Below are 24,408 nucleotides of genomic sequence, written 5' to 3'. Positions count from 1 at the left end.
CCACCAGCACCGAGAGAGGACCACACGATGGCTGAGCAGAGAACCCCCGGACGCCTCACGAGGGCGGCCGCCCTTGCGACGAACGTCCTCCTCGTCGTCGTCACCGTCGCCGGGTTGGCCTACCTGGTCCCCTCGCTGCTCGGCTACGACCGCTACGTCATCACCGGCGGCTCGATGGCGGGAACGTACGACCGCGGCTCCCTCGTCTTCGAACGTCAGGTGCCGGTGGACCAGCTCGCCGTGGGTGACGTCATCACGTACGTCCCTCCGGCCGGCAGTGGCGTCCCGGGCCTGACCACCCACCGGATCATCGAGGTGGCCCCCGCCCCGGATGGCTCCCGCGTGTTCCGCACCCAGGGCGACGCGAACGAGGACCCCGATCCCTGGACCTTCAGCCTCACCGCCCCCACCCAGCCCGTGGCGCAGTTCGGCGTCCCGCACGTGGGGTGGGTGCTCATCGCGCTGGCCGACCGCACGGTCCGGATCCTCGTGATCGGTGTCCCGGCCGGCCTCATCGCCCTGGCCAGTCTGGTGCAGCTGTTCCGCGCGCTGTCCCCCCGGACGCCCGCGCCGGAACCCGCCTGACCACCGATCATCTCGACCGCCCCATCCAGCCCCACCACCCCAGGAGACCACGATGCGCATCCCGAACGCACTCGCTGTGCTGGTCGCCCTGCTCGTGGTGGGGCTGCCGGTCTCCGGCACGAAGTTCTCCACGGCAGCCTTCACGGACACCACGCGGAGTACCGCCACCGTCACCGCCGCCGCTGACTGGACGCCCCCGCAGGTCTCCCTGAAAGACCCGGGAACCCCCGTCAAGGGCACCGTCACGCTCACCGCGACGGCGTCGGACGCCGAGACGGGTGTCCGAGAGGTGTGGATCCAGTACCTCCCCGCCGGCGGCGCCTGGACGACGATCTGCACCGTCGCCACGGCGCCGTACAGCTGCGCCTGGGACACGAAGACCGTCGCCGACGGCGCCTACGACCTCCGCGCACGCGCGACCGACAACGCCGGCTACTCCGCCACGTCCACCGTCGTGTCCACCACCGTGGCCAACTCGCTCCTGGTGGTCCTCGCCGACCCCGGTGACACGGTGCGCGGCACGGTCAGCCTCAGCACCACCCTCCACGGAGCCGGCACGACGACCTACACCGTCCGCGTCGAGTACGCCCCGGCCGGCACCACCTCCTGGAAGAACATCTGCAACAACCTGTCGTCTCCCTACACCTGCAGCTGGAACACCACCGGCTTCTCGAACGGCGCGTACGACCTCCGCTCGGCCGCCGTGGCTGGCGGCACCACGACGTACTCCCAGGTCGTGGCGGACATCCTGGTCGACAACCTCGCACCGTCGGTCACCATGAAGGACCCGGGCAGCCCGCTCAGCGGGATCGTCACCCTGGCAGCCACGGCATCCGACGCGCACTCGGGCGTGGCCCAGGTGGAGCTGCAGTACGCAGCCGCCGGCTCCTCGACCTGGCACACGGCCTGCACCATCACCGAGGAGCCCTTCTCCTGCCGCTTCGACACCGCCAAGCTCACCGACGGTGAATATTCCTTCCGCGCCGTCGCGACGGATGTGGCGGGCAACGCCGCCACATCGGCTGCGGTGGACAAGCGGGTCGTCGACAACACCGTCTCCTCGGTCAGCCTCGAGGATCCCGGCGCGTTCCTCAGCGGTACGGTCACCCTCACGGCCAACGCGAGCTCGACCGCCGGTGTCACCTCGGTCAAGATCCAGCGCGCGCCCGGCGGGACGACCACCTTCACCGACATCTGCACCGTCACCACGTCCCCGTACCAGTGCGCGTGGGACACCACATCCGTGACCGACGGTCTCTACGACCTCCGCGCCGTCCTGCTCGATGGGAACAACGGCACGACCATCTCCGCCACCGTGGCTGATCGCCGTGTCGACAACACCCCGCTGCGCGGCCACGACGTCCAGTCGGCCAACGGCGGTGCCACGGTGGGCCGGATCGAGTCCGGTGACACGCTCACCCTCACCTACACCGAGCGGGTCGACCTCACCACGATCACCCCCGGGTGGTCCGGCGGGGCGCTGGCCGTGTCCGTCCGGGTCCGCGACGGCGGACTGCTGGGCCTCAGCGGCAAGAACGACACCCTCGACGTCCTCCGCTCGGGCGCCGCGGTCAACCTGGGCTCGGTCAACCTCAAGGAGGACTACGTCAAGGGCGGCAAGACCCTCACCTTCAACGCCACCATGACGGCGTCCACGACCACGGTGAACGGCGTGACGGCCACGGTCGTGACACTCCAGGTCGGGACGCTGGCCAGCGGCTCGGGCGTCCGGACGGCCGGGAATCCGTCGACCACGGTGTGGACACCTTCGTCCGCCGCCAAGGACCTCGCCGGAAACGCGAGCTCGGTCGCGCCCACGTCGGAGCGCGGCGCCGCGGACCGGGAGTTCTGATGGCCGGATCCCCCCGCACGGGGCGGCGTCTCGCCCGTGCCGTCCCGGTCGTGATGGCACTCGCGACCGCCGCCCTCGGCGTCCTGCACCTCGTGTCCGCCCTCGGCGGTTCCGGCGGCTGGCTGCTCGCGATGGAGTTCGCCTTCGCGCTGGTCGCGCTCCCCACCGCGGCGCTCCTGGTCTGGCGGGCGTCCGCGGAGACCGCGCTCGTGGCACTGCTGCTCGGGGCCGGGTCGGCTCTGGGCGCAGTGCTGGCCGCGACGCTCGGGCTGCCCGGCGGGGCCGGCGCGTCACTCGCGGTGCCCATGCCGTTGTTGCTCGCGTTGTCCGCGGTCGTGGTGGCCGGGGCGGTGAGCTGTTTCGTGGGCGTCGCGCTGCCCGGGGACGCATGCGCGCCCTATGCTCCGGGGCATGGCTCACCTGATCGTGGTGGAGGACGACGACCGGATCGCGGTGCCGCTGGTGCGGACCCTGGAGCGGGAGGGACACACGGTCGAGCGCTTCGACCAGGGCCTCCCGGCGCTGCGCCGGGTGCTCGCCGCCGGGGTGGACCTCCTGCTGCTGGACCTGGGGCTCCCTGACGTGGACGGCCTCGAGGTCTGCCGCGGCGTCCGGGACGGCGGGTTCGTCGGCGGCATCATCGTTCTCACCGCGCGCGACGACGAGCTGGATCGCGTGGTCGGGCTGGACAGCGGCGCCGACGACTACATCGCCAAGCCCTTCGCCCTCGCCGAGCTGCTCGCCCGGACCCGCGCGCTCCTGCGGCGCAGCGCGCCGGTGCCCGCCGCCGACCAGCCGCGTGCCACGCCGGTCCCCTCAGCCCACCCGGTCGACCCGGCCCACCCCGCCAGACCGGACGCACACGCCCCCGCCCTGCGCGTCGAGCGCGGGGCCCGGCGGGTCTGGGTGGGGACGCAGGAGCTGTCGCTCACGCCGAAGGAGTTCGACCTGATCGCGCTGCTGGAGTCCGAACAGGGACAGGTACTGACGCGCGAGCGCCTCATCAGTGACGTGTGGGACGAGAACTGGTACGGCTCCACGAAGACCCTCGACACCACCCTCGGACGCCTCCGACAGAAGCTGGCGGACGCCGGCGCGGCGGTCGAGGTCGTCACGGTCCGCGGCGTCGGTTTCCGGCTGGAGGGCATCGCGGGCCATGCGTGAGCGGCTGGTCGTCGCCCTGGTCGGGCTGACCGTGGCCGTCATCGCCCTGTTCGGCGTGCCGCGGGCCTACTTCCTGGCCGACCTCGTGCTCGCCCAGGAGGTCCGCAAGGTCGAGGACACCGCGAATCTGGTGGCTCTCGTCGTCGACGAGCGCACCCGGGCGGACGCCTTCGCCCGCGACGACCTGCTCGACGGCCTCGTGGGCGAGGGGGAGGGCGTCCGCTACGTCGCCCCGGACGGCACCACCGTGGCCGCCGGGGTCGAGGCGACCAGCGACCACGCCATCCTTGCCACCCGGTCGCTCCCGGGCGGCGGCACCGTCACCTTGGCCCGGTCGAGGGCGCTGGTCGACCAGGAGATCTCGGTCGCCCTCATGCCGCTGGTGATGATCGGTCTGACGCTCACGGTGGCGTCCGCGATCATCGGCTTCTGGCTGGCGCGGCGTCTCGCCCGTCCCTTCCAGGAGCTGGCGGCGGCGGCCACCTCGTTGGGGTCGGGCCGGTTCGACGAGGTGCGGATCGGCCACTACGCGATTCCGGAGGCCGAGAACATCGGCGCGGCGCTGCGCGGCAGCTCCGAGCAACTCGCCGCGTTGCTGGAGCGCGAGCGCCAGTTCGCCGCGAACGCCTCCCACCAGCTGCGCACGCCGATCACCGCACTCCGGCTGCAGCTGGAGGATCTCACCTACTGGCCGCAGACAGACCCGGAGGTCGCCGCGGAACTCAACCTGTCCTTGGCGGAGCTGGACCGCCTGAGTGCGGCGATCACCGAGTTCCTCGAGCTGTCGCGCGGGCTGCGGCGGACCCTGAGCGTGGACGTCGACCTCGTGCAACTCGCAGCGCGGGCATGCGCCCGGTGGGAGCCACAGTTCCACGCGCGCGGCCGGACACTCTCCCTCGCCAGCCGGCGCCCCGTGCCGGTCCGGGTGCAGCCCGGGTCGGTCGACCAGGTCCTCGACGTCCTCCTGGAGAACGCCGCCAAGCACGGCCGCGGGGCGGTGACGGTCACGGTGGCCGACGAAGCCCAGTCGGTGCTGGTGACCGTGGCCGACGAGGGACGCACTCCTCTGGGCCCGGATGTCTTCCGCCGCGGTGCCAGCGGCAGTGGCGGCACCGGGCTCGGCCTGGCGCTCGCCGTCGAGCTCGGCCACGCCCTCGACGGACGCCTCGAGCTCGGCTCCGGGCCGGGCACGTCGTTCGTGTTGCGCCTGCCGCGGTCGACGGACGACGAATCCTAGACTCGGCTCATGGACGAGCCCTTGCCAGCCCTGCCCCTCCATGGCCAGGCGCGGGGCGAGAGTGATCCATACCTCAGAGAAGGCGGTGTGCACGTGGTCGAGTCGTCCGTGGCGACGCTGACGCGCGAGGTCATGGGGACGCTGAGCGCCGGGGAGCGCAAGGTGGCCCGGGCGCTGCTGGGCACCTATCCCGTGGCGGGCCTTGAGACAGCGGCCGCACTCGCCCAGCGCGCCGGCGTCAGCGCGCCGACCGTGGTGCGCTTCGTCGCGAGGCTCGGGTTCAGCGGCTACCCCACCTTCCAGAAGGCGCTCATGCGTGAGGTGCACGCGCGGATGGGATCTCCGCTGGAGCAGTACGGCCGGCGTGTGGTCGCGCCGGGCGAGGAGAGCCCGCTGCCCGACCTGTCCCGGACGCTGACCTCGGGCGTCGAGGCGACCTTCGCCGAGCTGCCGCCCAGCGAGTTCGACAGCGCCTCCCAGTTGCTGGCGACCCCAAGCCTCCGGGTCCACGTGATGGGGGGCCGGTTCAGCCACGTGCTGGCCGACTACCTGGCTCCCCACCTGCAACTCCTGCGCCCCGCGGTGGGCATCGTCCCCAACGACGGGTTCGCCCGGGGAGCTCTGGCTTCGGACGCGACCGACGACGACCTGCTCGTCGCGTTCGATTACCGCCGGTACGACCCCGCCACGGTGCGCCTCGCGAAGGCGGTGGCCGGAAACGGCGCGCGGGTCATCCTGTTCACCGACCCCTGGCTCTCCCCGATCGCCGATTTCGCGCATGTCGTCCTGCCCTCGCGCGTCGAGTCACCCTCACCGTTCGACTCGCTGACTGCTGGCTTCGCCCTGGTCGAGGCGCTGATCGCTCGGGTCACCGAACGACTGGCCGAAGCCGGCCGCGTCCGGGTCGAGCAGGCGGAGCGGATCAGGGCCGAGTTGGATCCCCAAGCACCCTCCCCATAGAAACATATGTTTCACGCGACTGGGTGTTGACTCGATTCTGAAATATCTGTTTCACTCTCCTCCATGACAGACACCAACGACACGGACGTCTTGGAGTCGGATCGCCCGACTTCCCACACCACCGGCCTCCACCGCAACCTGCGGGTGTGGGAAGTCGCCGCACTCTCCGTGGGCTTCATGGGTCCCGTGATGGCCATGTCGCTCAACGGCATCGGCGTCGCCGGCCTCGTGGGCAAGGCCGTCCCCTTCACCTTCGTCGTGTCGTTCATCGGCACGATGCTCGTCGCGTACGCCTTCATCCGGCTCACGCGGTACTTCACCCACGCGGGTAGCGTCTACGCCCTGGCCGGTGCCACGCTCGGCCCCCGTGCGGGCTTCTTCGGCGGCTTCGCGCTGTTGGGCACCTACCTCTTCTTCTCCGCCTGCATCACCGGTGCCTGCGCGGTCTTCTTCCAGGCCATGGCCACTGAGTTCGGGTGGGTTCTGCCCCCGTGGGCCTGGCTGGCGGTCGCCATCGTGTCGGCGGGGCTCGCTCTGGTCCTGAACCTGCGGGAGAACGTCACCACCACCCGGACGCTGCTGGCCATCGGCATGGTGGGCATCCTCGTCATGCTCGTCCTCAGCTTCGTCATCATCGGACGCGTCGCGTCCGGCACCGCTCCGGTCGAGACCGGGGTCGATCTCTCCACGCTGTGGGCCGGCGATGCCAGTTGGACCGGCATCATGACCGCCGCCGTCTTCGGGTTCCTCTCCTGGGCCGGCTTCGAATCCGGCACGGCCCTCGGCGAGGAGACCCGTGACCCCAAGCGAACCATCCCGCGCGCGCTCACCTACGCGGTGGTGCTGGCCGGCATCATCTACACGATCGTGATGTTCGCCCAGACGATCGGGTACGGAACGGACGAAGCGGGCCAGCAGGCCTTTGCCGGGGCGAGCTCGACCCTCACCGAGCTCAGTTCGACCTACATCGGCTCGTGGTTCGCGATCCTCATCTCGGTCATCGCCTTCTGCGTCGCGTTCGGCTCGCTGCTCAGCTGCTCCGCCGCTGCCGCTCGCCTCGTGTATGCCTTGGCGCGCGACGGCTTCGGGCCGAAGGAACTGGCTCACACCAGCCCCAGGACCGGAGCGCCCACGACGGCCACGGTCACGGTCATCGCCGTCACGGTCCTGCTGACGGTCCTGCTGGCTGTCATCGGCGGCGGGGCGATCGAGGTCTACTACTGGTACGCCACGATCGCCACCCTGTGCATGGTGGTGGCCTACGGCATGACCTCCATCGGGGTCATCCGCCACGCACTGCGGAAGTCGTCGCCCATCAAGACGTGGGAGATCGTCTTCCCGGTCCTCGGCCTCGTGTTCCTGGCCTACGTCTACGTCGTTCAGGTGGCCGGCCAGCCGGCCCCGTACTCCTACTTCCCCTGGCTCGCCGGAGCCTGGTGCCTCGTGGGCCTCGTCGTGATCCTCGCGGCCCCCAAGCTCGCCGAGCGCATTGGCGCTCGCCTCACCGTGGAGGACCTCGGATGACCGAGACGACACCGCTGACCTTCGTCGCCACGAGCGACCTCTGCGCGATCACCAAGGGGCGGGCCGTGCCCAGCTCGCAACTCGGCCCCGACGGCACCACGGGCTGGGTTCCCGCGAACCTGGGCATCGGCGCCAGTGGCCACATCGCCGACCAGATCCCCTTCGGTTCGACGGGCGACCTGCGTCTGCGGCCGGATCCGGCGAGCTCCCACCTGATCACCGGCGTCCCCGGTCGGCCCGACACGACGATCGTGCTGGCCGACATGACGCTGCCCGACGGTCAGCCGTGGGACTGCTGCCCCCGCACCTTCCTGCGGGACACGGTGGCCCAGCTCGAGGAGGAGTTCGGGCTCCGCGCCGATGTGGCCTTCGAGCACGAGTTCATGGACCTCGACATCACCGGGGAACACCACCCCTTCTCCTGGCGCAACTTCCGCGACATCGAGCCCGTCGGCTCCCAGCTCGTCACGGCCATGGAGCAGAGCGGCCTGCACCCCGAGACGTGGCTGGCCGAGTACGGCGACCACCAGTTCGAGATCACGGTCAACCGTACCGACCCGGTGGGGGCCGCCGACCGTGCCATCCTGACTCGCGACCTGGTGCGAGACGTGTTCTCCGCGGCGGGCCACCGGACCACCTTCAGCCCCATGGCGGCACCCGGCCAGACGTCCAACGGCGTCCACGTCCATTTCGGGCTCCTGGACCAGGACGGCCGGAATGCCATGTTCGACCGGTCGCGTCCGAGCCGCCTGTCCGAGCTCGGCGGACGCTTCGCGGCCGGCATCCTGAAGCACTCGGCAGCGCTGGCAGCCATCTTCGCTCCGCTCACCGTCTCGTACCTGCGCCTGCGACCCCACCAGTGGTCCTCGGCGGGGGTGTTCCTCGGTCTCCACAACCGTGAGGCACTGCTGCGCCTGTGCCCGACGGTCGAGATCGACGGCAAGGACCCCGCCCCGCAACTCCACCTGGAGTTTCGCGGCGGCGACATCGGCGCCAACCCGTGGCTGTTGCTGGGCTCGCTGTTCCGCGCCGGGATGGAGGGACTGCGGGGCGACATCGAGCCCGCCGAGGTGCAGGTGGGCGAGGTCGACCCCGGGGACGCGAGCCGCTTCGTGTCCGAGCTGCCGCGCAACCTCGACGAGGCACTCGCCTTGTTCGAGAAGGACGAGACCGTCCGCAGCTGGTTCGCCCCCGACCTGGTCGCCACCTACCTGCGCATCAAGCGCGTGGAGCTGGCCGAGCTCAGCCGGTTGAGCGAAACCGAGCAGTGCAGGTGGTACGCCCGTGCGTACTGACCAGCTGCCCGATTGGCTGGCCACGCTCCCGCTCGTCGACCACCATTGCCACGGCGTGGTCGACAGCAACCTGGATCGCCCCCGGTTCGAGAGCCTCATCACCGAGTCGGACGCCCCCGCCCCTCCCGGGACGACCTTCTTCGACACCCAGCTCGGGTTCTCGATCCGTCGCGACTGCTCGCCCCTGCTCGACCTCCCGGCCTTCGCCTCGCCCGAGGACTACTTGGCCCGGCGGTCGGAGCTGGGCGCCCGCGAGGTCAACCGTCGGCTCCTGCGGGCGACCGGGATCGCCGAGTACATCGTCGAGACCGGCCATCGCGGCGACGAGATCCTCACCCCAGCCCAGATGGGAGAACTCGGCGGCGCGCGCCACGCGGAGGTGGTCCGACTGGAGCGGTTGGCCGAGCTCGCTCTTGCCGAGGGTGGGGGCGCAGACTTCACAGCCCGCTTCCGCGAGCGGCTCGACGAGGCGCTCGTCTCGGCGGTCGGAGTGAAGAGCATCGCCGCCTACCGGGGGGGTTTTGCGATCGATCCCGGACGGCCCAGCGACGACGAGGTGAACCGGGCGGCCGCCGAGTGCATCCGGCAGGCGGCGTCGGTGGATTCGTTGCGCCTGACCGATCCGGTCATCATCCGCTTCGGGTGGTGGGAAGCGATCGACCGGTCCGTGCCGATCCAACTGCACGTCGGCTACGGCGACCCCGACGTCGACCTGGACCGGTGCAACCCCCTCCTCCTGACCGATCTGTTCCGGCTCGCGCGCGGCAGCGGCGCCACGTTCCTGCTGCTGCACTGCTATCCGTTCCACCGCGAGGCCGGCTACCTCGCGCACGTGTTCGAGCACGTGTACTGCGACGTCGGACTGGCCATCACGTACACGGGTGCGCAGTCGGTACAGGTCATCGCGGAATCACTGGAACTGACCCCCTTTCACAAGGCGCTCTTCTCCTCCGACGCCTTCGGCGCCGCCGAGCTGTTCCACCTGGGGGCCCTCCTGTTCCGCCGCGGGCTGGCGAGCGCTCTCGAGCGGTGGGGTGGGGCGGCCTGGCCCCAGCAGGAGCAGGAACGCGTGGCCGCGATGATCGCGTCCGGCAACGCCCAGCGCGTGTATCGCCGTCCGGTTCCCGGATCGGGGGTGGCCCGGTGAGCGCCCCACCGGAGCGCACCCACGCGCTCCGCCAACTGCACGATGACTGGCTGAGGCTCGTCCACGCGCAGATCCCCGACGCGATCGCCCGACGGCACCACCTGCACGCCCACCCGCACCTGTCGGCACAGGAGGAGCCGACGGCGGCTGCACTCGAGGAGATGCTCGAGATCGACATGGAGCGCGTGGCGGTCACGGGACGAATCGGCAGGATCGGCCCCCGCGAGGGGCCCGGCGTGCTGATCCGTGCCGAGCTGGACGCACTCCCGGTGACCGAGGCCACGGCAGTCCCGTACGCCTCGACCAATGGGGCGATGCATGCCTGTGGTCACGACGTGCACCAGGCGGCACTCGTCGCCGTGGTCGCCGCCGCTCGTCAGCTCGACCTGCCCCTGGGGCTCGTCCCCCTCCTGCAGCCGCGCGAGGAGACGTATCCCTCCGGAGCGTGGGACTGCGTCGAGGCGGGCGTGCTCGAACGGTATTCGGTGGGGGTCGCCATCGGCGCGCACGTGCACCCCGCGGTGCCCGCTGGGGCAGTCGCCACGGGCGCCGGAGTCGTGAACGCGGCGGCCGACGAGATCGAGATCCTGGTGCGGGGGTTGGGGGGCCACGGCGCCTATCCCCATCGCGCAGCGGACCCGATCGCGGCGATCGCCCACGTCGCGCTCGCCCTGCCCGAGATCGTGCGCCGCTCGGTGTCCCCGATGCGGCCGGCCACGATGTCGGTGGGGCACCTGCAGGCAGGGGAGGCCAGCGCCAACGTGCTCCCGGCCGAGGCCCGCATCCTGGCCACGATGCGCACCACGGACAGCGAGGACCGTCGTCGGATCCAGCAGCAGGTGACCCGTTTCGCGACCAGTCAGGCGGAGGCCTTCGGGGTGACGGCCGAGGTGACGATCACGGCGGGGGAACCGGTGCTCTACAACGACCCCGACCTCGTCGAGCGCATGGACGCCTGGCTGGAGCGGAGCGGCATGGAGACGACCGAGCCCATGCGGTCGCTGGGCGCCGACGACTTCTCGTTCTTCGGTGAGGTCGTCCCGGCGGTCATGTCGTTCGTGGGGGTCCAGGTGGCAGGACACCCGACGCCACCGCAGTTGCACCACCCGGAGTTCCTGCCCACCGACGACGCCATCCTGGCCGTTGCCACCGCCATGGTGGCCGGCTACCTGGCCGGTGTCGAACTCCTTGAGGGCAGTACCGGGTGACGAGCGACCCGAGCTGAGCCCGTGTTTCGGGTCGCGATGACCGTGGCCGCCCCAGCAGGATCAGGCCGCGAGCGCCTTCACGAGGTCGACCTCGATGGCTGCGGGCTCGACCGTGGGGGCGTACCGGCGCACGACGCGGCCGTCGCGGTCGACGAGGAACTTGGTGAAGTTCCACTCGATGGCGTCGCCCGGGAGCCCACCGGTCTCGGTCCGCAGCCAGTTGAACACCGGATGCGCGTTCTGGCCGTTCACGTCCACCTTGGAGAACATCGGGAACGTCACTCCGTAGTTGAGCCGGCAGAACTCGGCGATCTCGGCGTCCTCACCGAACTCCTGGTTCATGAACTGGTCGCTCGGGAATCCCAGGATGACCAGTCCCGTGTCGGCGTGCCGCGCGTACAGCTCCTCGAGGCCGGTGAACTGCGGGGTCAGGCCGCACTTGGATGCGGTGTTCACGACCAGCACCACGTTTCCGCGGTAGGCGGACAGGTCCTGCGGGCGACCGGTGATGGTGGTCGCGGTGAAGTCGTACAGGGTGGGCATGGTGCTCCTCGGTGGACGCGGTGGCTGCTCGTGCGCTCTCTCCCCCAACGTCCGGCCACGCGGAATTCATCCCGACCCGTGGCCGGTGGCTCGCAGGACGGGCTCAGGCGAGGGTTCAGCCCGGCCCGGATGGGGTCCCCGACCACCACAGCCGTGACATCCGTTGGAGCACCCCGGACCCCGCCATGGACATACTATGTTTCGTAGTAGAGACCCGGGCCCCGGCGACGCAGCCAGGACTCCGGGCCTGGCCCAACGCGCGTCAGGAATGTGGTCATGAGTGCAACGAAGTACCCAGGCATCCCTGTCGTGGTCAACGGCAACGCTGCTGTGGCCCACGTCATGCAACACGTCTGCGGAGGGGTGATCGGCTATCCCATCACCCCCTCGACGGAGATCGCGGAGCTCTTCGAGGCCGCCCGTGCCGCGGGCGGGGTGAACGTCTTCGGCAAGCACCCGTTCTTCTTCGAGCCCGAGGGCGAGCACTCGGCGCAGTCGGGTGCGCTCGGAGCCGCGCTGACGGGGGGGCAGTTCATCTCCAACGCCTCGTCGAGCCAGGGGATCCTCTACGCGATGGAGTCGCACTTCGTCACCGTCGGCAAGAAGGTCGGCGGCTTCGTGCTGCAGGTCGCCGCGCGCGTGGTCAGCAAGCACTCCCTCAACGTGATGGCCGGCCACGACGACGTCTACGCCCTGTTGCCCTCGGGCTACACCGTGCTCTTCGGCGCCAACCCGCAGGAGGCCGCCGACCTGGCCGCCATCTCCTACCGCGCGGCTGCGCTCAGCCTCATCCCCGTCGCCAACGCCATGGACGGCTTCTCGACCAGCCACATGATGAGCGAGGCACTGCTGCCCGAGGCTGCCCTGCTGCGCGAGTACCTGGGCGACCCCGCCGGGCGCATCGCCTGTCCCACCGTCGCCCAGGAGATCCTGTTCGGCGCCAAGGGCCGGGTGGCCCAGCTCCAGGCCTGGACCGGGCGCCGGGCGTCCGACCTGGACCCCGCCGCCCTGGCGGCGCTGCGCGAACACCTCGAGGCGAATGCCGCCACCATCGAGCCGGACGCCGCGGGCGCCGGCCTCGGTGCGACGCTCCGCTGGATCCCCGAGCCCCTCCACGGGGAATGGAGCCGGCAGTGGCGCCAGGCGCACGAACGCGGCACCCGCCAGCTCGTCCCGGCGTTCGTCGACCCGAACAACCCGGGCCTCACCGGCCCGGTGCAGAACCAGCCCGACTTCCAGGCCGGCGCGGTCGACCACCGCACCCACTTCGCGGCCGATGTGCCCCGACTCGTCCGGCAGGCGATGGACGAGTACGCCGATCTGACCGGACGCCGCTACTCACCCGTGATGACCTACGACTGCGAGGACGCCGAGGTCGTCATGGTCGCGCTCGGGTCCGTGACCGACGACGTCCGCGCCGTCCTGCCCGTCCTCCGCGACCGCGGCATCAAGGCCGGCCTCGTCTCGGTGAAGTGCCTGCAGCCCTTCCCCGAGGCCGAACTGGTCGCGGCGCTCGACGGCAAACGCGCCGTGCTGGTGCTGGAGCGCTCGGACCAGATGGCCCTGACCGCGCTCGTCACCGCCGCCCTGTACAAGGGCCTCGACAATGCCGAGGGCGAGCGCCATCCCGGCATCCCGGCCCTGCGCCGCCGCCCCGACGTGTCGAGCGCGATCTTCGGCCTCGGCGGCCACGACCTGCAGCCCCGCCACCTCGTCGCGGCGTTCCGGGCGCTGGACTCCCGGGGGGTCCCGCCGCTCATCTACCTCGGCAGCCAGTTCTTCGCGCCCGACCCCGACCCCGAGCTCGCCGGCCTGCAGGATCGCCTGCGCGCCGCCTACCCCCTCACCGGACACATGGCCCTGGAGACCGAGCCCAACCCGCGGCTGTTGCCCGAGCAGGCCCTGCGCATCCGGTTCCACTCGGTGGGCGGCTACGGCACGATCGCCACCGGCAAGCTGCTCACCGACATCCTCACCGGTGTGCTCGACATGCACAGCAAGTCGGCGCCGAAGTACGGCTCGGAGAAGTCGGGCGCCGCGACGAACTTCTACATCACACTGAGCCCCGAGCCGGTGCTGGTCACCAACGCCGAACTCGAAGAGGTCGAGGTCGTCATCAGCCCCGACCACAAGGTGTTCAGCCACACCGATCCGCTCAAGGGCCTGGTCGACGGCGGCACGTTCATCCTGCAGTCCAGCCTCGCGCCCGAGCAGGTGTGGCGTGACCTGCCGACCGCCGCGCGCCGGTACATCCGGTCGCACGACATCCGGTTCCTCGTCATCGATGCCTTCGCGGTCGCTGGCCGGCACGCGCCCGACCCGGCGCTGCAGACGCGCATGATGGGGATCGCCTTCATCGGCGCCGTCGCCGCGCATGTGGACCGGGTGGCGCTCGGGGCGTCCCGCGACGAGATCATGAGCAAGGTGCGCCACCAGATCGAGAAGAAGTTCGGCGCCAAGGGCGACGAGATCGTGGCAGCCAACATGTCCGTGGTGCTCGACGGCGCAGAGGCGGCGCAACGCGTCGACCACGAGAGCCCCCAGCTCGCGGCGCTCAGCGACCTCGTGGCACCGCTCCCGCTGCGCACCGTGGCGCTCTCCGCCGACATGGCCGACTGCGGCGCGCGGTGCGCGTCGGCGTCCGGGCTGTTCGACCACAGCTACTACGACCTGATGACCGGCCGGCACTTCCGGCAGGGCACGATCGCCGAGGCGCCCGTGCTGCCCGGCGCGGGCCTGTTCGTGCCGCCCGCGACCGCCGCGACCAAGGACAAGGGCCTCTTCCGCCGGCAGGTGCCGGTGTTCGTGCCCGAGCTGTGCACCGGCTGCATGGATTGCGCGCTCGTCTGCCCGGACGCCGCCATCCCCAACGCCGCGTTCGAGCTCGAGGACCTGCTGCGCACCGGCATCCGCGGCGCGGGTGTGGACCCAGCGGCCCGGGGCACCCTCCTCGCGGCCGTCCCGGCACTCGCGGACGCGGTGCGCGCCTCCTACCTGGTCACGAAGAAGGACAACCGCCAGTTCGCCGACATCGTGGCCGAGGTAGGCCCCTCCGTCGTCGTGCCGGACGCCGCGGGTGCGCTCACCGCGCTGGTCGCGCACCTGCGCAGCTACCCCGTCAGCCGGACGCGGGCCTTCTTCAACGCGCTGGAGGACAAGGATCCGGGCGCGGGCGGCCTGTTCGCCGCCACCGTCGACCCTTGGAAGTGCACCGGGTGCCTCGAGTGCGTCGAGATCTGCGGGCCGCACGCGCTGGTCGCGACCGAGCAGGACACCGGCGTCCGCACCATGCTCGAGGAGCGCTTCGCCTTCCTGGCCGAGACGCCCAACACGCCTGCTCGCTTCCATGAGGCGGCGCTGGGCGAGGGCGGCGACCTCAAGCGCCTGATGCTCGACCGCGACAACTACTACGCCTCGACCGGCGGCCACGGTGCCTGCCGCGGCTGCGGCGAGGTGACGGCGATCCGGCTCGTCATGTCGACGAGCCACGCGCTGGGCGTCCGTCGGCGCGGGGCCCAGCTCGCCGAGGCGGCCGACCTGCTCGCCCGGCTGGTGGCCAAGCGGGACGCCCTCGCAGTCGAGGCGTCCGACCCCGGCCGGCTGGCCCGCATCGACCAGGCGGTCGCGGGCCTCGAACGCCACGTCTACCTGCTCGAGGGCGGCCCGACGGGAGAGGGGCCGGCGTCCACCGTGATCGCGAACTCCACCGGGTGCTCGTCGGTCTACGCGTCGACGATGCCCTACAACCCCTACCACGACCCGTGGGTGAACAGCCTGTTCCAGGACGCGCAGCCCTTGGCCAAGGGCCTGTTCGAGGGCGTCGCCGCCCAAGCGCTGGACGCGGTGCGCGCCCTGCGCACCGCCCGGCTCGAGCTCGCCGACGCCTTCCGCCCCGGCCGAGACGACACGACCCTGACGATGCTCGGCTGGCAGGGGTTCACGCCCGAGGAGATGCAGCTGCTGCCGACGTTCCTCACGATCGGCGGCGACGGCGCGACCTACGACATCGGATTCGGCGCCCTGTCGCGCGTGCTCACCTCGGGCACCCCGATCAAGGCGATGGTGCTCAACACCGGCGTGTACAGCAACACGGGCGGGCAGGCGTCCACGGCGTCCTTCACCGGCCAGGATTCCGACCTGGCCCGGGCCGGCGCTGCGCACGGCGGCAAGACCGAGACACGCAAGGAGCTGGCTCTGCTGGCCAGCTTCCACCCCGATGTGTTCGTGGTGCAGTCGGCGACGGCGATGCAAGGGCACTTCCTCAAGTACGCGCACGAGTTCCTCACCTACGCCGACGGCGCGGCCCTGCTGGACGCGTACACGCCCTGCCAGGGCGAGCATGGCATCGCCGACGCGCAGGCGACCGACCGCGGGGCGCTGGCGGTCCGGTCGCGCATGGCGCCGCTGTTCGTGCACGACCCCCGTCGTGGGGCGACCATCTTCGAGCGGTTCAGCCTCGAGGGCAACCCCGACGTCGGCGCACTGTGGGCGACCAACACGCTCACCTACGCGGATTCCGACGGCTCGCTCAAGCAGCTGGAGGTGCCGCTGACCCCGGCCGACTTCGCCCTGGGCGAGGTGCGGTTCGCCCGGCAGTTCCGCCCGCTGCGCCCCGACGAGGACGCCGCCGCCCTGCCCGTCCACGCCTACGTCCAGCTCGACGCCGCCGACCGCGAGGGCCGGGTCCCCTTCGTCCACGCGACGGACGCCGACCTGCGGCTCACCCGGGTGGTGTGCGGGCCGGCGATCGTCACGCTCGTGGAGGAGCGCCGGCGCAACTGGCTCCTGTTGCAGTACCTCGCCGGCGTCAAGGACGCCGAGGCACGCGCCGACCACGCGGCGGCGCTGGCCGACCTGCAGGCCCGCTTCGACGAGGCGACCGAGCAGCGCGAGTCGTCGCTGGATTCCATCGCGCGCGCCCTGAGCGAGCTCGCGGCGTCCGGTCCCGGGGTGGCAGCAGCGCCGGCGTTCGCACCCGCGGCGTCCGTCACGGCGGCGGGGCCGGTCAGCGCGCCGCGGCAGGCGCTAGCCGAGGCGGAGCAGCGACAGGTCGTGCAGCTCCTCGAGGACGACCGCAGCCTGTGCACCGACTGCAAGACCTGCTACCAGGAGATGCCGGAGCTGTTCGAAGCGACCCAGGTCATCGTGGACGGCGCCGTCGTGCACGCCGCTCGGATGATCCCGGGGGCCCTCGACAGGTTGCCCCTGACCCCCGAGAACCTGGCCCGGATCCGCAAGGTCATCGACAACTGCGACAGCGAGATCATCCGATGACCACGATCGCCCGCCGCCCGACCGCCGTCGAGGCCTACCTCACCGCCCAGGCCCAGCTGGACGCCTCGCGCGACGAGCTCGCGGCGCTGGCGTCCGACCCCGACGTGGGAGCGTTCGAGGCCCAGCTCGCCGTGCTCAAGCGGCAGTTGGCCAACGACCCCGGGCAGTTCCGGGAGCTGTTCATACGCGACGGCCTGCAGCAGGTGGCCGCGGCCTTCGCCCAGGGCACGCTGTCGGCGGAGTTCACCCGGCAGCTGTGGCAGGTGCTGCTGCGCGACGACGACGCCAGCACCGTGCTCAGGCGGTTCCTGTGGCACTCGCCGCTGCGGCTGAAGCGCACGTTCATCGCGGGGTTGGACGCGCACCTCTCCGATCGCTACCCGATGTTCGCCGGGCTCAGCAAGAACTGGCCGGCCGGCAACAACATCGGGCCGTACATCCGGCCGGCGCAGGAGCGCCACCGCGACTTCGAGCTGGTCAACACCGGCTACCTCGGCTACCTCACGCTGGGCTACAGCCAGCGCGAGGTCGACACCTTCGTCTGGCTCGAGGCGTTGCGCGACAAGCAGTGCGCCGAGAGCCCGTGCGAGCTGGGCGAGCTGTTGGCCTCAGGCCAGCGGAAGGGCGGCTGCCCGGTGCAGATCCACATCCCGGCGCTGCTGGACCTGCTCGGCGAGGGGAAGTTCGCCGAGGCGCTCGCGCTGCTCGAGGCATGCAACCCGCTGCCCAACGTGACGGGACGGGTGTGCCCGCAGGAGTTGCAGTGCCAAGGCGTGTGCGCCCACCAGAAGCGGCCCATCGAGATCGGGCAGCTTGAGTGGTTCCTGCCCCAACGGGAGAAGAAGGTCACGCCCGAGGACATCGCGAAGCGGTACGGCGGGCGTCCGGACCCGTGGACCACCGCCGCCAAGCCGCCGATCGCGATCGTCGGTTCCGGGCCGGCCGGCCTGATCAACGCGTTCCTTCTGGCCGCGGATGGCTTCCCGGTCACGGTGTTCGAGGCGTTCCACGAGCTGGGCGGCGTGCTGCGCTACGGCATCCCGGAGTTCCGGCTCCCCAACGAGCTCATCGATGACGTCGTGGCCAAGATCACGATGCTGGGCGGCCGGTTCGTGCGCAACTTCGTCGTCGGCAAGACGGCCACCATCGCCGATCTGCGCGAGGCCGGGTTCGCGCGGGTGTTCGTGGGCACCGGCGCAGGGCTGCCGCAGTTCCTGAACGTGCCCGGCGAGCACCTGCTCAACGTGATGAGTGCCAACGAGTTCCTGACGCGGGTCAACCTCATGCAGGCGCTCTCGGACGAGTACGAGACGCCGCTGCCCGAGGTGGCCGGCCGCCGGGTGCTCGTGATCGGTGGCGGCAACACCGCCATGGACGCCGCCCGCACAGCGCATCGCCTCGGCGGCGAGGTCACGATCGTCTACCGGCGCTCCCGCGAGGAGATGCCCGCCCGCGTCGAGGAGCTCCATCACGCCCTGGAGGAGGGTGTCGCGCTGCGAACGCTGCTGTCGCCGACCGAGTTCGTCGGCGACGACAACACCCATGCGGTCCGGGCCGCCCGCTGCGCGGTCATGCAGCTCGGCGAACCGGACGCCTCGGGTCGCCGCTCGCCGGCGCGGACGGGGGAGTTCGCGGTGCTCGCCGCTGACCTGGTGATCATGGCGCTGGGCAACGCGTCCAACCCGATCATCCGCGACAGCCAGCCTGACCTGGCCACCACGGTTCGCGGAGCGATCCGGGTGGGGGAGGGCTCGCAGGCCACGTCGCTGCCGGGCGTCTTCTCGGGTGGGGACGCCGCCCGCGGCGGATCCACCGCGATCCGGGCCGCAGGTGACGGACAGGCCGCGGCGCGGCAGATGGCCGAGCTCGCGGCATCCGTGCCGGTCGGAGAGGTGCCCGGGATGGTGCACCGCGCCAAGCGGTACACCAATCTGGCCGCCACCCGGCCGCGCATCGTGGCCAAGACTCCGCTCGCGCCGGGCATCGTCGAGTTCGAGGTGTATGCCCCGCTGATCGCGCGGGCCACCAAGGCGGGCCAGTTCGTGCGGGTGCTGGGCTGGCCGAACGGCGAGCTCATTCCGCTCACCTTGGCCGACTGGGACGCCGAGGCCGGCACCATCACGTTGGTCATCCAGGGGATGGGCACCTCGACGATGCGGATGAACCAGATGTCGGTGGGTGAGACCTACGCCGGAATCGCGGGGCCGCTGGGGCAGCCGTCGGAGGTGCACCGCGTCGGGGAGGGCCGGACGGTCGTGTTCACGGCCGGCGGCGTCGGGCTGCCGCCGGTGTATCCGATCGCACGCGAGCACCTCGAGCTCGGCAACCACGTGACCCTGATCGTGGGCTTCCGCTCGGAGGGCTTGCTGTTCTGGAACGGCGAGGCGGCCCGATTGCAGACACTGAAGAAGCGGTACGGCGACCTGGTCGACATCGTGTTCACCTCGGACGACGGATCGTTCGGCGTGCCCGGGATGGTGACGGGGCCGCTGCGCGACCTGCTGGATGCTGACGCTCGACGGGTCGCCGAGGTGGTCACCATCGGCCCGCCGCGCATGATGCGGGCGGTGTGCGACCTCACGCGTTCGTACGGAGTGAGGACCGTGGCCAGCCTGAACTCGATCATGGTCGACGCGACCGGCATGTGCGGGGCGTGCATGGTACCGGTGGTCGAGGACGGGAAGCTGGTGCGCAAGCACGCGTGCATCGACGGTCCCGAGATCGATGGCCACGCCATCGACTGGGACAAGTTCCTGCCGCGGTTCGGCCAGTTCCGGGCGCGCGAACTGGCCAGCCGGGAGCGGGCGGGGTTGGGGTAGCGCCCGCATGGGGCGAGTCTCGCGCGCCGCAGCTGGGACGCACCCGGGGCGGTTGACCGGTAGGACAGGATGGCCGGCATGACGAACCTCGCACCGACCATCACCCTCACCGGCGGCACCCCGATCCCGGCGATCGGCGTCGGCACGTGGCCGCTCGACGACACCGAAGTCGAGGCCATGTGCCACACTGCCTTCGAGTTGGGCTACCGCCTGGTCGACACGGCGGAGAACTACGGCAACGAGGCGGGGGTCGGACGCGCGGTGCGCGACTCCGGCCTGCCCCGGGAGGACCTCGTCGTCACCACCAAGTTCAACCGCCGTTGGCACACGGACGCCGTCGCGGGCGTCGAGGCCAACCTGATGCGGCTGGGCCTCGACCACGCCGACCTCGTCCTCATCCACTGGCCCAACCCCGACCAAGACCTCTACGTGCGCGCGTGGGAGGGCCTCATCGAGGCGCGCGAACGGGGCCTGGTCCGGGCGATCGGGACCTCCAACTTCAAACCGGCCCACCTTGACCGGATCATCGCGGCCACCGGCGTCGCACCGGCGGTGAACCAGATCCAGTGCAACCCGTTCACCGACCGACCCGCAGAGCGCGCCTTCCATGCCGAGCGCGGCATCCTGACCGAGGCGTGGGCTCCGCTCGCCGCGGGCAACGGGCTGGTGGAGCATCCGACGGTCGCGGAGGTGGCGGAGGCCCACGGGGTCTCGCCGGCTCAGGCCATCCTCGCCTGGCACGTCCGGCAGGGCATCGTGCCCATCCCCAAGTCGGCCGACCCGCGCCGCTTGGCCGAGAACCTCGACGTCTTCGACGTGCGGCTCACGGACGCCGACATCGCCCGGCTGTCCGCGCTGGTCAGCGACGACTACGGGATGGCCGACTCGGACACCTTCGGCCACTGACGTCCTGCGGCGACCTGCTCGGGCGCGAACGCGACCATGTGGGGCGGGAAGGGGGATGGTTCAGGTCCAGACGACCACGGACCTCCTGCTGGGGACCGCGTCGGGGCCCGGGGCGGCGTCGAACAGCTCCGGGGAACGCTGGCGCATCTTCTCGAGGTCGACGAACACGGTGCGCAGGTGGGCGCGCAGGTTGGCGCAGGCGGCGTCCTTGTCGCCGGCGCGCACGGCATCGAGGATGGACTGATGCTCCGTGACCAAGTGGTCGAGGATCGGCAAGTTGCGGATGCCGACCATACGGGCGCGGTCGAGGTGACCCTTGGCGGCGTCCACGGTGCGCCAGGACGCCTCGTGGCCGCTCATCCTCATCAATCCTTGGTGGAACGCCTCATCGAGTGCGAAGAAGGTGGTCTTCCCACCCTGTTGGGCGAGGGATCGCTGCTCGTCAAGGTTCCTCTGGAGTTCGCCGACCATCACGGAGTCGGGGGGCATGTCCATCGAAGCGAGTGAGGCAAGCTCCACCGCCTCGCGGAGGAACTGCGCCTCGGCCACTTGGGCCGGGTCAACCCGGGACACGAAGGTTCCCACCTTCGGGTAGACGCGGACGAGGCCCTCGTTGACGAGGAGCACGATCGCCTCGCGAACCGGCGTCCGGGAGACCCCCAGGCTGGCCGCGATCTCGTGCTCCGACAGGGTTGCCCCGGGCTGCAACTCGTTCAGGATGATCCGCGAGCGCAGCGCATCGTAGACCAACTGCCGGTTCGTCCTCTTCGGCGCCGCATATGGGACCACGGCACCACCTTAGATCACGATTTAGTCACTCGGTACCACACAAGTACTTGTTCACCTAAACTTGCATGCATCATGATGTTCGGCACCCGGCGGGCGAAGGCGCCCGACGACGCGCGTGCATCTGATCGCCCAGAACAAGGCTTCAACCAGCTCGCCAGCGAGCACCCTGAAGGAGAACCAATGAAGAAACTTCTCGCCATCGGTGTGGTGGCCGCTCTCTCGCTCGGCCTGGCCGGCTGCAACATGGCCGCCAGCGGCGGCACGGGGGGCGCCACGAAGGACAACCCCGTCACGCTCAAGGTCGGTGACAACTGGGGAGCCACGCACCCGACGGCTGCGGCGATCGACAAGGTCTTCAAGACCGAGGTCGAGGCCAAGACCAACAGAGCCGTCAAGGTCGACGTGTATCACTCCGGCACCCTCGGCAACGAGGCGGACCTCTTCGACGGCGTGCGCAACGGCACCATCGAGGTCGTCGTGGTGGGAAGCTCCATGAACCAGGAGTTCCCCATGATGCTGATCTCCGACTGGCCGTTCCTCTACCGGGACGTCGAGCACGCCAAGAAGGTGTGGACCGGTGACATCGCCGACGAGGTGAACGCGAAGTTCGAGGAGAAGTTCCCGACCGTGGAGGTGCTCGGGTGGGCCCCCAACAGCGCCCGTACGTTCACGAGCAACAAGCCGCTGACCAAGGTGGAGGACTTCGCCGGCCAGAAGTTCCGCATGCCGAACAACCCGATCCACGTCGGCCTGGCCCAGAACCTCGGGGCCAGCTCCCAGGTCATCCCGCTCGGAGAGCTGTTCTCCTCGCTGGAGACCGGCGTCGTCGACGGCCAGGACAACGGCATGGTGACCGTCGTCTCCGAGGGCCTCTACGAGGTGCAGAAGTACGTGTACGAGACCAACCACATCGTGGCCACGCTGGAGTTCATCGCCAGCGACGCGGCTCTCGCCCGCCTGTCGCCCGAGCAGCAGCAGATCGTCAAGGACGCCGCAGCCAAGGCCTCGGCGCAGGCGTGGGACGACTACATCGCGTCGATCGACAAGGACCGTGAGTTCCTGCGCAGCAAGGGCCTGACCGTCACCGAGTTGACTGATGCCGACCGCGAGAAGCTGATCGGGATGACGAAGCCCGTCACCGACAAGCTCCTCTCCGAGAACGACTGGGCCCCGGCGCTGACCGAGAAGATCCGCGCAGTCAAGTAATGCCACCGAGGGGTCGGGACGCCACCGTCCCGACCCCTTTTTTCCTTCCGATCCGAGGGGTACCCATGTCCCGTCTGCTTGACAAGCTCTTCAAGGGGGTCGAGATCCTCATGGCCTTCTTCCTGGCCGTGATGATCGCCCTCGTCTTCCTGAACGTGATCCTGCGCTACGTCTTCTCGACCGGCTTCGTCTGGTCGGAGGAGGTGGCGCGCCTGGCCTTCATCTACCTGGTCTACTTCGGCACCGTCGGGGCCTTCCGCGACAACCGCCACCTCGGTGTGGAGATGGTGCTCGCGAAGATTCCGGACAAGGCACAGAAGGCCCTCTACGCGCTCATCCAGCTGGTCATCATCTGGACGATGTGGGTGCTGGCACAGGGCAGCCTGGAGCTGGCCGTCCAGAACATCAACGACCGCTGGGTCGCCACGCAGTACCCTCGCGCGCTCGTCTACGGTGCCGGCGTGGTGACCGGCGCCGCGATCATCCTGATGGCGCTCGGCAACCTGTACAAGCTCTTCGTCCAGAAGCAGTCGGTGACCGCACTGATGGCCATCAAGGGCCACGACGACCCCCTCGCTGAAGTGGATTGAGGCCCTCCCATGATGACCCTGCTCCTGATTCTGTTCCTCGTCTACCTGACGGTCGCCATCATCCTGGGCGTGCCGATCGCGTTCGCCCTGCTCCTGGCCGGTGGGGCCATCGGCCTCCACCTCGGGGGCTCGGCCGCCGACCCTGAGATCGTCGGCGCCCAGTTGATGCGCGGCACCGACTCGGTGGCCATGATGGCCCTGCCGTTCTTCGTCCTCGCGGGTGAATTGATGAACCGCGGTGGGCTCACCCACCGCATCATCAACTTCGCAAACGTGTTCGTGGGCCGCGTTCGCGGTGGGCTGGGCTACGTCACGATCGTGGCGTGCCTGCTGTTCGCCAGCCTCGTCGGCTCGGCGGTGGCGAGCGCGGCGGCCCTCGGCGCGATCCTCATCCCCATGATGGCGAGGTCCGGCTACGACCGGGCCAAGTCAGCCGGCCTGGTCGCCAGCGCCAATCTGGTGGCCCCGATCATGCCCCCGTCGGTTCCGTTCATCGTCTACGGGGTGACCGCAGGCGTCTCCATCAAGTCGCTGTTCATGGGTGGCATCGCCCCGGCGGTCTACCTGACGGTCCTGATGTGCGTCATCTGGTTCTTCATGCAGCGCAAGGACGGCGTGAAGTCGACCGAACCGGCACCCACGTTCAAGGAGGCCGTCAAGATCATCGTGGACGGCGTCTGGGCGCTCCTGCTCCCGGTCATCATCCTGCTCGGCCTGCGTGGCGGCATCTTCACCGCGACCGAGGCGGGCGTGGTGGCCGTCGTCTACGCGGTGGTCATCGGTGTCTTCGTCTACCGCGAGCTGACGCTGCCGGTCATGTTCGCCGGACTGCGCTCGGCCGCCAAGATGTCGGCTGTGGTCATGTTCCTGGCTGCCGCCGCCCAGGTGGCCGCCTACTACATGACGATCGCGGGCCTGCCCCAGGTCATCACGTCGCTTCTCGGGCCTCTCGTCGACCAACCCACCCTGCTGATGCTCGTCCTGATGGTGATCACGCTGATCGTCGGCCTGGCGATGGACGTGGTCCCGACCATCCTCATCATGACGCCGATCGTGCTGCCGATCCTGACCGCTGCCGGCATCGACCCTGTCTACTTCGGCGTCGTCTTCGTCCTGGCCAACGTCCTGGGCCTCACCTCACCACCGGTCGGGCCGGTCCTCAACGTGGCCTGCGCGGCAGGCAACGTGAAGATGGACGCCATCATCCCGCCCGTCCTGCCTTACTTCTTCGCCCAGAGCGCGCTCGTCCTCCTGCTCGCGCTGGTGCCGGAACTCATCACCGTGCCACTCCAGTGGCTCGGTGGGTGAG

Annotated in this window: 17 protein-coding genes; 15 read left to right on the top strand and 2 right to left on the bottom strand. The window is 70.2% G+C overall.

The window, feature by feature from the left end; genetic code table 11:
* Positions 1–27: 27 nt before the first annotated feature.
* From AC5YDA_RS07645 to AC5YDA_RS07605, 9 genes are all read left to right on the top strand, one after another.
* Complete coding sequence (locus tag AC5YDA_RS07645) at positions 28–585, top strand: signal peptidase I (RefSeq protein ID WP_496189627.1); 558 nt, start codon at positions 28–30, stop codon at positions 583–585.
* 52 nt (positions 586–637) lie between these two features.
* The gene (locus tag AC5YDA_RS07640) at positions 638–2,437 is read left to right on the top strand and encodes an Ig-like domain-containing protein (RefSeq protein WP_496189628.1); all 1,800 of its coding nucleotides are present in this window, start codon (positions 638–640) and stop codon (positions 2,435–2,437) included.
* 411 nt (positions 2,438–2,848) lie between these two features.
* The gene (locus AC5YDA_RS07635; RefSeq protein WP_496189629.1) at positions 2,849–3,601 is read left to right on the top strand and encodes a response regulator transcription factor; all 753 of its coding nucleotides are present in this window, start codon (positions 2,849–2,851) and stop codon (positions 3,599–3,601) included.
* Entirely contained in the window at positions 3,594–4,838 is a 1,245-nt protein-coding gene (locus AC5YDA_RS07630; RefSeq protein WP_496189630.1) for an ATP-binding protein, read from the top strand. The genes AC5YDA_RS07635 and AC5YDA_RS07630 overlap by 8 nt, the downstream gene beginning before the upstream one ends.
* Positions 4,839–4,931: 93 nt before the next feature.
* Positions 4,932–5,798 carry a MurR/RpiR family transcriptional regulator gene (locus AC5YDA_RS07625; RefSeq protein ID WP_496192919.1) on the top strand — a complete coding sequence of 289 codons (867 nt, stop codon included), beginning with the start codon at positions 4,932–4,934 and terminating at the stop codon, positions 5,796–5,798.
* 63 nt (positions 5,799–5,861) lie between these two features.
* Positions 5,862–7,322 (top strand): APC family permease, encoded by a 1,461-nt coding sequence (locus tag AC5YDA_RS07620; protein WP_496189632.1) that lies wholly within the window; start codon positions 5,862–5,864, stop codon positions 7,320–7,322.
* Positions 7,319–8,617 carry a type I glutamate--ammonia ligase gene (locus tag AC5YDA_RS07615; RefSeq protein ID WP_496189633.1) on the top strand — a complete coding sequence of 433 codons (1,299 nt, stop codon included), beginning with the start codon at positions 7,319–7,321 and terminating at the stop codon, positions 8,615–8,617. Before AC5YDA_RS07620 ends, AC5YDA_RS07615 begins: the two co-directional genes overlap by 4 nt.
* A complete protein-coding gene (locus AC5YDA_RS07610) occupies positions 8,607–9,764 on the top strand; it encodes an amidohydrolase family protein (protein WP_496189634.1) in 1,158 nt (385 codons plus the stop codon). Before AC5YDA_RS07615 ends, AC5YDA_RS07610 begins: the two co-directional genes overlap by 11 nt.
* Entirely contained in the window at positions 9,761–10,972 is a 1,212-nt protein-coding gene (locus AC5YDA_RS07605) for a M20 metallopeptidase family protein (RefSeq protein ID WP_496189635.1), read from the top strand. The genes AC5YDA_RS07610 and AC5YDA_RS07605 overlap by 4 nt, the downstream gene beginning before the upstream one ends.
* A gap of 60 nt (positions 10,973–11,032) precedes the next feature.
* Here the strand turns inward: AC5YDA_RS07605 and AC5YDA_RS07600 are convergent, their stop codons facing one another.
* Complete coding sequence (locus tag AC5YDA_RS07600) at positions 11,033–11,515, bottom strand: glutathione peroxidase (RefSeq protein WP_496189636.1); 483 nt, start codon at positions 11,513–11,515, stop codon at positions 11,033–11,035.
* 276 nt (positions 11,516–11,791) lie between these two features.
* Here AC5YDA_RS07600 and AC5YDA_RS07595 point away from each other — a divergent pair, with 276 nt between their 5' ends.
* From AC5YDA_RS07595 to AC5YDA_RS07585, 3 genes are all read left to right on the top strand, one after another.
* Entirely contained in the window at positions 11,792–16,789 is a 4,998-nt protein-coding gene (locus AC5YDA_RS07595; RefSeq protein ID WP_496189637.1) for a 2-oxoacid:acceptor oxidoreductase family protein, read from the top strand.
* Positions 16,786–19,608, top strand: a complete 2,823-nt coding sequence (locus tag AC5YDA_RS07590; protein ID WP_496189638.1) for a sulfide/dihydroorotate dehydrogenase-like FAD/NAD-binding protein — start codon at positions 16,786–16,788, stop codon at positions 19,606–19,608. Before AC5YDA_RS07595 ends, AC5YDA_RS07590 begins: the two co-directional genes overlap by 4 nt.
* 78 nt (positions 19,609–19,686) lie before the next feature.
* The gene (locus tag AC5YDA_RS07585; RefSeq protein ID WP_496189639.1) at positions 19,687–20,514 is read left to right on the top strand and encodes an aldo/keto reductase; all 828 of its coding nucleotides are present in this window, start codon (positions 19,687–19,689) and stop codon (positions 20,512–20,514) included.
* 60 nt (positions 20,515–20,574) lie between these two features.
* Here AC5YDA_RS07585 and AC5YDA_RS07580 read toward each other — a convergent pair whose 3' ends face one another.
* Positions 20,575–21,303 carry a GntR family transcriptional regulator gene (locus AC5YDA_RS07580; protein WP_496189640.1) on the bottom strand — a complete coding sequence of 243 codons (729 nt, stop codon included), beginning with the start codon at positions 21,301–21,303 and terminating at the stop codon, positions 20,575–20,577.
* Between the two features lie 180 nt (positions 21,304–21,483).
* On the opposite strand from AC5YDA_RS07580, the gene AC5YDA_RS07575 reads away from it, so the two are divergent.
* From AC5YDA_RS07575 to AC5YDA_RS07565, 3 genes are all read left to right on the top strand, one after another.
* Entirely contained in the window at positions 21,484–22,509 is a 1,026-nt protein-coding gene (locus AC5YDA_RS07575) for a TRAP transporter substrate-binding protein (protein ID WP_496192918.1), read from the top strand.
* Between the two features lie 65 nt (positions 22,510–22,574).
* Complete coding sequence (locus AC5YDA_RS07570; protein WP_496189642.1) at positions 22,575–23,099, top strand: TRAP transporter small permease; 525 nt, start codon at positions 22,575–22,577, stop codon at positions 23,097–23,099.
* A gap of 9 nt (positions 23,100–23,108) precedes the next feature.
* On the top strand, positions 23,109–24,407 hold the full coding sequence (locus tag AC5YDA_RS07565; RefSeq protein WP_496189643.1) for a TRAP transporter large permease: 1,299 nt from the start codon (positions 23,109–23,111) through the stop codon (positions 24,405–24,407).
* Position 24,408: the final 1 nt, after the last annotated feature.

Source organism: Propioniciclava sp. LT294 (genome assembly GCF_059516005.1).
This window is presented reverse-complemented; position numbering and strand designations above follow the sequence as displayed.